Annotated in this window: 7 protein-coding genes; 2 read left to right on the forward strand and 5 right to left on the reverse strand. The window is 39.2% G+C overall.

Features of this window, described 5'->3' with window-relative positions; all coding sequences use genetic code 11:
* Nucleotides 1-187 precede the first annotated feature (187 nt).
* The gene (locus BM107_RS14410; protein WP_090984494.1) at nucleotides 188-2,569 is read left to right on the forward strand and encodes a TonB-dependent receptor domain-containing protein; all 2,382 of its coding nucleotides are present in this window, start codon (nucleotides 188-190) and stop codon (nucleotides 2,567-2,569) included.
* A 4-nt stretch (nucleotides 2,570-2,573) separates the two neighbouring features.
* The gene (locus BM107_RS14415; RefSeq protein ID WP_090984495.1) at nucleotides 2,574-3,713 is read left to right on the forward strand and encodes a PepSY-associated TM helix domain-containing protein; all 1,140 of its coding nucleotides are present in this window, start codon (nucleotides 2,574-2,576) and stop codon (nucleotides 3,711-3,713) included.
* A gap of 19 nt (nucleotides 3,714-3,732) precedes the next feature.
* On the opposite strand, the gene BM107_RS14420 is transcribed toward BM107_RS14415, so the two are convergent.
* From BM107_RS14420 to BM107_RS14440, 5 genes are all read right to left on the reverse strand, one after another.
* The gene (locus BM107_RS14420; protein ID WP_090984497.1) at nucleotides 3,733-4,896 is read right to left on the reverse strand and encodes a phenylacetate--CoA ligase family protein; all 1,164 of its coding nucleotides are present in this window, start codon (nucleotides 4,894-4,896) and stop codon (nucleotides 3,733-3,735) included.
* Nucleotides 4,897-4,899: 3 nt separating this feature from the next.
* A complete protein-coding gene (locus BM107_RS14425; RefSeq protein ID WP_090984499.1) occupies nucleotides 4,900-5,817 on the reverse strand; it encodes a glycosyltransferase family 2 protein in 918 nt (305 codons plus the stop codon).
* Nucleotides 5,818-5,819: 2 nt separating this feature from the next.
* Entirely contained in the window at nucleotides 5,820-7,052 is a 1,233-nt protein-coding gene (locus tag BM107_RS14430; protein WP_134204258.1) for a hypothetical protein, read from the reverse strand.
* A gap of 3 nt (nucleotides 7,053-7,055) precedes the next feature.
* Entirely contained in the window at nucleotides 7,056-7,886 is an 831-nt protein-coding gene (locus BM107_RS14435) for a CBS domain-containing protein (protein ID WP_090984503.1), read from the reverse strand.
* A gap of 709 nt (nucleotides 7,887-8,595) precedes the next feature.
* Nucleotides 8,596-12,324, reverse strand: a complete 3,729-nt coding sequence (locus BM107_RS14440) for a tetratricopeptide repeat protein (RefSeq protein ID WP_090984505.1) — start codon at nucleotides 12,322-12,324, stop codon at nucleotides 8,596-8,598.
* Nucleotides 12,325-12,387 lie beyond the last annotated feature (63 nt).

A 12,387-nucleotide genomic window follows, 5' to 3' on the forward strand; every position in this document is an offset into this window, starting at 1 on the left:
AATCACCTAAAACCACCCTATTTTTGGTCAGCAGAATAAAAATTTTGCATTTTCCTTTCTTAACCAAACCTCAGCTCCTTTTAAGCATGCCTGTATCAGGTTAATGACGGAAATATTATTCCGCAAAATTTATTTAGACTTATTTTAATTAAATATATTTGCACCTTAATTTTCCATCCCTTAACTAATGATAAGTTATTTACGTACGCTGCTTGTAATTGCTATTCTATCCACCGGTTTAACAGCAACCGCTCAAAATACTGGCAGCATTACCGGTAAAATCCTTCTTGTGAACGGCACTCCCTATGCTTCAGCATCTGTTACGATAACCGAACTCGAAAAGGCTACGCTTACAGATGAAACCGGCACTTACCACTTTAATCATATTAATACGGGAAGTTATCATTTAAAAATCCAGGTTTTGGGTGCACCAGAATACATAATGGAAGTTACCGTTATAGCAGGGCAAACCGCAACGGGCAATTTTCAATTACCTAAAGAAAACGTACAGGCTTTGCAGGAGGTGACCATCGCTTCCAATATTAACAGATTTTCCAAACGTGAAAGCCGTTATGTGGCGCGCTTACCGCTCAAAAACCTGGAAAACCCGCAGGTTTACAATTCCGTATCAAAAGAATTGATGCAGGAGCAAGCTGTAATAGATTTGGGTAGCATCTCGAAAAACGTACCTGGAGCGGGCATCCCTTTAATTCTGAATCAGGGAAGGGTTACTTTCCGCTCACGTGGCTTTGAAACCGAACCTAACGCCCGCAACGGTGTGGCCGGACCAGCTTTTTCATTTATTGACCCGGTAAATCTGGAACGGATTGAAGCCATCAAAGGACCATCTACAACGTTATTTGGCACCAATATTTCCAGTAGCTACGGCGGTTTATATAACCGTGTAACTAAAAAACCTTATAACGATTTTGGTGGCGAGGTAGCCTATACCGCAGGAAGCTGGAACCTTAACCGATTGACACTTGACATAAATACACCCGTTAATGCGGATAAAACTGCCTTATTCCGCCTGAACGCAGCTACTACACATCAAAAAAGCTTTCAGGAACTTGGTTTCACCAATAATATTGCCATAGCCCCGAGCTTCTCCTATCAGATTACCGATAAATTGTCGCTGTTGATGGATGTTGAATTTGGACAGGAAAAAGGCACATCTGTTGTGCGATTCAATCCCTTTATCATACCTAATACCAATCAATCGATAACCGATATCGGCTTCCCTTATAATAAGACATTCCTGAGTAACGATCTTACTTATTCCACACAGATGCTGAACATCTTTGCTCAGGTAAATTATAAAATGTCCGGTAGCTGGACATCTCAAACCATTATCTCCAGAAACCGCTCAACCATTGACGGCTACATCACCGCACTTAACGGAAGATCTGCCACTACAGTGCGCCCGCAGATTATAGTTGGAAATACCAATTTTATCGCAACCAACATACAGCAGAATTTTATAGGTGATTTTAAAATAGGAAAATTCCGTAACCGCATGGTTGCCGGTATAGATTTTTATAATAACTATAATGATTTTGACCGGGTTACCGTTAATTACAACCAGGATGTAAACTTTATAAACCCACAGCCGGCGTATCGCATCAGCCGTTTCAAGGTAGACTCGCTGACCAGCAGGGGTACTTTACGTAAAGAATATAACCGCGACAATACCTATGGAGCCTATGTATCAGACGTATTTAACATTACCGACCAATTGCTGGCCATGGCGAGCATCAGGATAAACACGTTCGACTATAAGGGTGTCTATAATATCGTAACCGGCCAAATCACCGGAGGTTTAGGCTCAAGCGGCACATCTGCCGGTCCTTATAAACAAACAGCTGTTTCACAAAAGCTAGGGTTAGTTTATGAAATTAGCAAAGATCACCTGTCGTTATTTGGTAATTATATGGGTGGATTTTTTAATCGAAACGGCCAGTCACTTGATGGTACCGCTTTCAAACCAGAACATGCCAATCAGCTGGAATTTGGTTTGAAAGGCGACTTATTTAATAACCGTTTATCAGGAACGGTAAGTTACTATGATATAAAAGTAGAAAATGTTTTGCGTCTGGACCCACGGGATATCAACTATTCTATCCAGGACGGCGCGCAACTCAGCCGCGGTATCGAGGTAGACATCATCGCAAACCCTTTCAGTGGCCTGAATATTATAGCAGGCTATGCTTACAATTACAGCTTATTTACCAATGCTGATGCAACGGTAAATAATTTGCGTCCGGCATTATCCGGTCCGGATAAAATGGCCAATCTCTGGGTGAGTTATCGTTTGCCGGAAGGAAGCCTGCGCGGCCTGGGTATTGGCTTTGGCGGTAATTACGGAAGTAAATCCTACCAAACCAACACACAAAGTACCAAGATAACCATACCGGCTTACACCATGCTGGATGCCGCCCTGTTTTATGACCATCCCAGATACCGCGTTAACTTTAAGGTAAACAATTTAACCAGCGAAAAAGCCTGGTCGGTAAGGTTAACGCCACAGGCTCCGGTACAATTTATTGGCAGCATTGCGCTGAAGTTTTAACAGGATGGCCAATAATCGGTTTAAAGGCATTACGGGCTGGCTGCATTTGTGGCTGGGGTTAATCACAGGACTTGTTTTAATGGTAGTTGCATTGTCGGGCTGCCTGCTTACTTTTGAGGATGAACTGGAACTGGTATTTTTTAAGGAACGTCATTTTGTAAGTCCAATCCCGCAACGTTTAAGTGCAGACAGTATATTCAATATTGCCAATAGCATTTACCCTGACAAAAAAGTATCTAAATTAATTTTGGAGGTGGAACCTGAACGAAGTGCGGAAGCACGTATTGGTAAAGGTCCTGAAATGAAAGTTGCCTATCTCAATCCATATAATGGAGCGGTGCTGTACAAAGGCCTTTTTCAGAAACAGTTTTTTAGAGCAGTAAGGAACCTGCATCGCTATTTATTATTGAATCAAACAGGAAAGGCCATAACGGGTATCTCCTGCTGCATTTGTTTATTTCTTACTATTAGTGGAATCATGATCTGGTGGCCTGCCAATAAAAAGGCCATCAAACAACGCTTTAAAATTAAGTGGAATGCAAAAAACAAGAGGCTTAACTGGGACCTGCATGCGGTAACCGGCTTTTATCTCTCGTTTTTCCTGATCCTGATTACCCTTACAGGCCTTGTAATGAGTTACAATTGGGCAGAAAACCTGATCTATAAACTGGCAGACGGTAAAGTGCAGAAGGAACTTTCGCCCAAAAACCTGGTAAAGTCTAAAAAAGCCAATCCAGGTATCCTGCAGAAGATTGAGGGCAGTATGAATAAGTTGTACCCTAATCGAGGTAGGCTTAACTTCAATATTTCACCTAAAAGCGGTCTGGCGATAATGGCTCAAAAGGAAAGTGAAGAATTACCTCCCGGATGCACCAATGCAGCTTATTTTGACGGCAAAACCGGACAGATCATCAGACAGCGGCCCTTTGCATCTGTAAGCTTGGGGACAAAGATCAAAAAGTATGTTTTGCCTGTACATGCTGGAAGTATCTATGGTTCGGGCACAAAAATCCTGGCTTTTGTGGTTGCCTTATTTACGGCGAGCCTGCCGATAACCGGTTTTATGATCTGGCTTGGCAAACGTAAAAAGAAAAAAAAGCCAGTGGTTGATAAACGTTCTTCAAAAACGTTGGCAACAGCATAGCCACAATTTACAACCAATATCAAACCCGGTGATCAATCACCACCGGTGTTTTACCGGTAATAGCATTGGTATACAGATTTAAATCATTACCAGCTAAAACCTCTAAATTTTTTACTTTGTAACCAAACACCTCATATAGCTGTTGAAGTTTTTGTTCTACATACGCATCTTTGTCGGTATTAACTAAACCGGTTATCAGCATAAACCTTATTGACGTATGTCCTTCATGAGGGATGATCTGTATCTGAAACCGTTCGACATCAGCAAAAACGGGATTAAAATCGTCCAGATCATAGTTACACTCATTAAACATAAAGGAATTTGAAGATCTACCCTTTAATTCAAGATAAAGTTTCCCATCAACTTTCACCCATTTGCCAATATCGCCGGTATCATACCTAAAGATTGGAAAACGCTTACGGAATAGATTGCTTACCAATAGTGAGCCATAGCCGTCTGCATCAGGATTGTCTGCTTCCACTATCAGGCCATCAATCACGTTAAACAATAATGGCGATCGGCTATAATCGCACCAGGCCCATATCCCCGTTTCTGCAGAACCATATAACGAATAGACCTGCCGGGTTCCGAAAGTATCTTCAAAAAGTTTGATATGTGATGGCGGTAAAAACTCGCCACCAAACAAAAGATTGGTAACGGATAAACGAAGTTGGTGTTTTTTAAGGTATTGCGCAAAACAAAATAATTTTGAAGGTGTACCCAATAATAAATCGGGCTTAAAATTTAATGCCATCTGGTAAGTGTCTTCAAAAGGTAGGTTTGCTCCGGCTACTAAAGTTGTTGCTCTGCACCTTTCCAGCAGATCGTCCATAATTGCGGCGGTACGGTACATATCCATATAACCAAACATATTGAGCGCAATGGTTTTTGGGGTAAACACTTCAGCTTGTTGTAATGTGGAAGCAAGGGCTGCACGCTGTTCGAGATTTTCTGCAATATCGACCGGAAAAACAAGCGGTTTTTGGGTAGATCCACCAGAGCGCACCAGATAAACCCCCTGTTCCTGGCTATGCAGATCAAAATGGTCATTTAATAGCTTAATCAATTCCTTCTTACCAATTATCGGCGCATCTAAATAATCTTCATAATTAAGATAATAAGACCTGAAAAGATCTGATTGTTTAACAATATGGTAGTATTGATTGAGCGTTGGATTGATCATTATTTATCTTTTGATAAGCAAATAGCCAATGTATTTTGGCAAATAACTGCGATAATGCCATAAAAAACTTATTTTTTGGCGATTGGATGGCAAATTTTGTAAGGCATGTTTATACCAGCGCTCACCGATCATGCCCATCAACAGCCTGTCATGTTTATCCTTGCTTCTGATGTACCTTCCAATCACCAGTGGCAATTCGATTTGCTTGAAATGACTGTATGTTTTGCGCGAAAGGCTTCCCGCCACCTCATTAACATAAAGATAAACTCCGGTTTGCAAGGCTATCTTCCCTGGCACCTCGTTCAATATGCCTTTAAGTACCCGATACCAAAAATCAATACCTTCATTTAACTGCGCATCGGCCTCGTATCGGTTAGCGGCAATCCATTTACTTCGTGTAATTACATTACTGCCAACCCCCATAATAAAATGCGGATTGCTAACTGCCCTTAAAGGATGGCTAATCAGATATAAATCCGTATCAAGCGGTTCAAGGTACTTTTTTAAAGGTTCCAGATCAGGATATATTTCCCTACCCGGCATGAAAACGATATTAAGCACCATAAAATCCAGCTGATGCTTTTCAAATGCATGAGCGGCAACTTCCAGTAAATTTGGATGGTATTCATCGTCGGCGTCCAAAAAACTGATTAATTCGCAACTTGCAGCAGCAAAACCGATATTACGTGCATTGCCAGGTCCCTTATTTTCGGTGAGCTCAATAACCTGTATCCTGCAATTGCCAAAAGCCGAAATATGATCGCGCAAAAAACCATAGACGACAGAAAGACTGTTATCTGTACTTAAATCGTCAACAATGATCAACTCATCCGGTTGTTTACTTTGCCGGATGAGCGAATTTAATGTTTGCGCGATGTAAGCTGTTTTATTGAATAGCGGGATAATAACAGCATGCGTCATACCTATGATGTTGATACCATTGCAGGAAAAATGACTCCCCTACCCTGATGGACATTAACCACACTTTCTGCTGAACCACGGAACAGGCCATGACCAAATGACCGGTCATTGTAACACAATAACATCCCTACCAGATTGATCAGGCTCTTTCCGGTATCGTTGCCATATTTAAACAAACGCTGGGGTACATACTGCTGTACCATGTATTCTGTCCATTGTTTATCAATCGTATCCAACCAAAAACCGGCTTCGCAATCACTTTTTACATACATATCAATACCACGACCGCCACTATTCCGTTTTAATACCCAATTTAAGGATGAGTTGCTTACTTCATTCCTTTTATCTGGTGTATGCAGGGTATATGTGGGAATTAAAAACGACTGTAAGAAAAGATATTCTTCTTCAGAAAGATAATTGCTCATGATCTCTTCGTTATACAGCACAGCAAGGATGCGTTTATCATGAACCAATATCAACGTACGTACATCGTTGAAGTAGTTGCCTTTACTGATGATCAGGTTCAATACTTCAGGATCAAACTTACGCAGTTCTTCGCGGTCCATTTCCAATATAAACTGATCAACGGGTTTACCATCCAGCATAATAAAGCCGTTTTCGCATTTTAAGTGGGCTGGATTTGCAGAAATATAATTTAAGCCCTGTTTGCTAAACTCATTCAACAGGTAAAATACTTCGGTTCCTTTTTCTTTCTCGTGCACCAGCACAATAGGCTCATGATTATTGAAGCGTTTAAAAACGGTACGGATAAAATCGCGCTGATGAGGAACAGCCTCCAATAAGGGCAAACTGCTATCCTCAGCAATCACATTCAGGTAATAACTCAGCATCCAACCATTAATCGGGTACCTGGCCCCTATTTCGCAGATTTTGGTGCTGCCATCCTCTGCCTGTAAAAAATCAGGACGGTACATGCCCACTTCGTAAGGTTGTACGCTTGCAATGCTCAAAATATTGTTCAAACAAGCATCAAAATTGTAAATGGCACGTATCCTTTCATCTTCGAAATAAGCGTTTACAACATTGATAAGTGCTTTGTTTAGCACTTGGCATAGTTTTTCCATCCGTGAAATTTCGCTACGGCTTACAGCAACAGGCACTGGCGAAAATGAATCAGCACCATTGCAGGGTATTTCGCCCAGGTGTTTCACCAATAATTCGTTCAGCATTTCCCTGCTACAGATCATGTGGTTTTCTACAAGCTCAGCCGTCATCATTTATACAATTTCTTCTTCAGAAAGTACAGGATCCAAACTGGCGCTAATGGTTTCCATTACGGCTGCCTTTTTACTTAAATAATCAGCAACAATCTCGCGTAAATCATAATCAGCCAAATTTATACCCATCGCCTTAACGTAATAATTGATGGCATTAACAGCATAAAAGAAATGGTTTTTTTCTGTTGGCCCGCAGTGTACAGTTATCCAGGCCAATGTATGTTTCAATGTATCCTTATCAAAACCAAAATCATCTTCCAGCCAACTCGTAAACTTTGGTAAAATAAACTCCACCTCACCATGGGTATAAATTTCATGAACCAGCGTAGTTAACAAGCCGATCATTAAATCTTTGTTGCGTAACGAGTTTTGGTCTTTCCAATATTTAAAAGCACGTGCGCTAGGATCGAGATATTGCCTTAATAACCATCCATCGTCGCCACAGGTATTTGTCGCCATCGTATAAAACAGGTCAGAGTGCAACACTTTGCCAACAACTGCCAGGTCTTCATCAACAATTCTGTTTAGGCTGGCTACCGATCTGAAAAGCTGAGCTTCATCTGCCACAGGCATATTTTTATGGATCAGCATGGTCATGCGGTTACTCAATCCCGCAACAGTAACTGCGCTGTTATTGGTTTGGCTCCAGCTATGAAAAAAGGGTTTAAGATGGTCCCTGTCATGCAGCACTGCCGTTAGTTTCACAAAACTGTCTTCAATTGTTTTGAAATGTTCAGCCTGTTGCGGAAAATAGGTTAAAAGTTGGTGCTTCAATGGAGATTCTTCCATCCCTTCAAGCACAGGAATGATAATTGACAATAAATTTCTCATGATTATTTGGTTAAAGGTTTATTAAACAATAAAGAAATACGAATTAAAATATTCTCAATTTGTATTAAAACACAAGTCTAATCAGACATTTTAGCACCTTAGACGCGGGGAACGGCAGTTATTTTTATAACAAATTATTATCTGATATTTAGAGATATACCATTAGGATATCATAATCGGAATAACTGATGGAAAAGTAATTTTCATTTTGACGAGCGGTTTGAGGGTGATAAGATGGATTTTATTTATACATAAATACATACTTTTTATTAAAATAAAGAATACATATTTTATATATTTTTAAAATACACAAATAAAACTATTTAATATTCATACCAGTATTATTAAATATACACATATTTCATGATTTACATCATGTTATTGCTTACCACACTTTAGGAAGTTATTTTCCGTTCACAATTGTCAAAGCAAAAAGGATTTTACACTTTTGATAAATATAGTGACTGATTATACGGCGACGGGTATATTATAGATTTTGTACCCAATCTTAACGATGAGGATAATGGCAATATGTTTTAACATTGCTTTGAAGAACTTAGAAGGCAGGTGCGGCGAAAAGCGATGCTTCATCCGATATTCGAAAACACTCCTGTAAAGAGGCCCATATCGTTAAAATTTAGATTACATTATGGATGTCAAACCATAAACATACCTGAAAGGAAAATCCATTACGATATGGGCTTCAACGCTATTTCATCGCCAATTGTTGATCATCTGCTTCGGCCATTTCTTTATAAAAGGCCTTAAACTGATCGATTTTATCTAAAGGAACATAATCTTTCTTTAACACAAAACTTCGCTTTAATAACAGTTTATTTCCCTGTTGCTCGCTCTCAAGCTTAAAATCAATAAAGTCATTGCTCAACTTTACTGATTTAAAAGGCTGAACCATTGCCTTTCCATTGGGAAGCTCTAAAGATAATTCCTGGTTAGACTCATCAATTCCGAATAATTGGGTAAGATCTATACCAAACTTTCTAGGTGAAACCACCTGTAGCGCGGTAGCATAAGATTTGTTCGACCATGGAATAGAGAATATGGACATGCCGGCCACACTTTTGCTCACATTCACCAATTTATAAGAACAGGCTGTTCCTACGGTATCAGATGTTGATTTTGCGGCGTTGAGATTGGTAAAATTTAAGCTATAAACTTCATTTTCAGGATAAGTACCCGTTAAATCTTCCTTCATCTTTTTAATTTGATCGGTATTGCTCAAATCGTTAAAAACACTTCTCATGTAACTAGACATTGATCCGGTATTCCAATTCGTTTCCTTAACCATCATATCGGCATTTTCTAACTTCACCTCGGTTTTGTAACCCATAACATTTCTTCCTCTTATACCAGGATTAAATTGGGTCAGTGCTGTGCTCGTTTTGTTAATTTCAAGGATATTAGATCCGAGAAAAGTATTACTGAAGGTATTAAAAGGCAAAGTTCCTGAAGTAAGCTCTACCCAGTAATCTTTTCCACCTATAGCAGCTTTGGCAATGCAATGATTAAATTCGATACTTGGCAATAATAGCGTATGCTGTCCCCGGTCTCTGGTATTTGCCAAAGCCAGTGTAGCCGAAACACCTGCCTCTTTACACATGCTTACAAAAAGTGTAGATACATCTTTACAATCGCCAATTCTGGTATTGATAACTGTTGACGGATTTTGAGGAATAATACCACTTTGCCTAAACGATACGGAGCTGTATGCAATGTTGGTAATGATGTAATTATAAATCATTTTGATTTTGGTTAAATCATCTAAATTACTCTTGCCCGCAAACAACTCGTTCACTACAGTTTTAATTTCATAACTGCTCCTTGCTTTGGCTGAAGCAATATTATCGTACCAATCTGCAATAAATTTCCAATCCGGAATGGATGATAAATACAGCATATTGGTTACGTCATCCATCGGAGGCATTTTATCCTCATACCTTAATGCTTCCTGTTTATTCTTCTCCCACACATAAAGATCAAATTCATCTTTTGCTGTTTTAACAGGAGCAATATCCTGTTGTGAAAACACATATTTAAATGCTTTGTCGCGATGGATTAGCAGCGAATATTTAATTTTAAGATGATCCAGTCCGTCACTAAAATAGAATGCGTCCCAGAAATGGCTGGACATGGCTCCTACATTGAAATTTTCGATCTTATAGCGGATATTGATTACATCGCCAACTTCGAGGTTTGTAAATACCAATTCATTGTTATCGGTTTCGGCCGGAACTTTGGTTCCATTGGCTTTTATGACCTCAGCAATTTCGATAGCATAATTCTGATCGTTATTGTAAGGAATTGCGTATTCTTTAAAGCTTTCAAGCCCTTTTTGGGTGAGTATTTTCGCCGTAAAAAAGTGTTTCTCTTCTGATCCTCCGTTTTCATAAACAACTTTCTGCACTTCATTATTTAAAACCACAACCTGCCCGTCAGGGTATTCGGTTTTAGACGGCGCCTGGCTAACCATTACCTTCACGTCGGGTTTTTCGAAATAATCGAAAACTGCTTTTTTATCCTGAAGTGTTCTTAACAACTGTATGACAGTGTAATTGTTCGGATCGATCTGCAAACTCTTCTCGTAAGCCTTAATACTTTTCTCTTTCTGTTTATTTGCATTATAAAGCAACCCTAACTGAGAATATACAAATGCATTATTGGGATCGATTTCGAGTACTTTCAAATATAATTTCTCTGCCTCATCATATTGTTGCAATTTATAATAAATACCGGCAAGGTCAGTGTAAACCGCAAAACCGATCGGATCATCTTTCAGTTCTTTTTTGTAAATATCAATTCCCGCATCAGTTTCACCTTTATCCAGATATAGTTTAGCTACATATTTAGCCGCTTTATAATCGTTATTTTCGTTAATATATTTTTGAAGAATATCAATAGCCTTTGGGTTCTTTCTAATCTGCACTTCAATCAGGTATTTTAAATTTACGATATCTGCAGAACTTAAATGCTGGGGATAAATTTTTTCAACCAGGGCGATAATTTCCGGTTGTTTTTTCTCTTGCCCAAGGATATTTAGTTTTTTAATTAAAACTGCCTCATCCTCGCCATAGATTTTTTCGAGTTTGGCAATAATTTCTTTTGCCCGCACATAATCATTTTGTTGAAAATGCTCCGTATACATCAGTTCAAGTGCAAGCGAACATTCGGGGTCGTGTGTTTTGATTTCTTCCTTCAGGGTTTCTATCCCAGTTCTGTTATCTGCTTTTTCAAACAGTTCTATCATCATCAGGTTAAGATAGGTACTTTCAGGAAAACGCTTTTTAAGCTTCTCCAAAATCAATCTCGCATCAAACACATTCCCTAAACGCAAATACAGTTTAGCCATCATTAACTGATTTAAATAATTTTGAGGTTTTGCTTTCAAACCATCTTCAAAATATTTAAATCCAACAGGCTTGAGCTGCGCTGCAGCAGGGCTTGTTTCTTTTAAATAGGTTTGTGGCGTATTCGTAGCAGAAAGGTTATTCAGTGGTGTTCCGTTAGCATCTGTTAACCGAAGCATAAAGTTCGATCTGCCTGCGTAACTTTCGCCTATTTGTACCAAAATGCGGTTGTAGCCCTGATTTAATTTAACCGGTACGATATAGGCATCAAGGTCGTTGTTTCTTTCTTCGGATTCGCTGATGACCAACTGGTCGTTTACCCAAACCTTTACCGAACCAGACACGCCGATCCTTAACTGTGCTACCGTATTTGCAGGTGCATTAACGAAGGTTTGAGCAAACTGCAATGCATTTTCGTAAGTATTGTAATAGGTAAAATCGAACCATTTATCATGCCTTACATACGGCACCGTTCTCCAGCTAAATTTTCGGTTCTTCTTACCAAAAAAAACATAATCGAGTTCAGGATGGGCCAAAATATCATCATACTGTTTATCAAAGCCACTGGTAGAAATATTTTCATATTCACCTGTAATTAACCAATTTTCGATTTCACCGATCTTACTAAAATACTGATCTGCCTCGGCATATTGTTTTTTCTCTTCGTAATGAGCCCCTAACGAAGAATAAGCTAATGCATTTAGGGTTCCGTCAACGTCTTTTCTCGCCGCAAGTTTTCTATAAAATTCCAGCTGATCAGCAGTCTTTATTTTTGAAGCCCTATTGGGCAAATCGCTCCAGAGCGCAACCAGGTATGGCTGTGGGTTTTTAGAGGTATTGGCTAATTTATTTAAATAGTTAAAACCCTCTTTATCTGAATGGTCCATTTCCGTCATCATAGAAAGTGCAACATTTGCTTCGTCTGAAGATGCAGGTTTTAATGCTGCTTTGGTAAAAAAATCACGGGCTGCTGTACGGTTGTTTTTGAAAAAATATTCCCAACCCGGATTTAAATTTGTTTGTGCCTGGATAGACGAAGAAACAAGAACAGAGAGTATTAATAGTTTGAATTTCATTTTGTAATTATAGAAAAAACAAATCTGAATCAAAAGCAATTATGGACTAAATAAGTATAACAA

Origin of the sequence: Pedobacter suwonensis (assembly GCF_900111825.1) — a bacterium.
Lineage (GTDB): Bacteria > Bacteroidota > Bacteroidia > Sphingobacteriales > Sphingobacteriaceae > Pedobacter > Pedobacter suwonensis.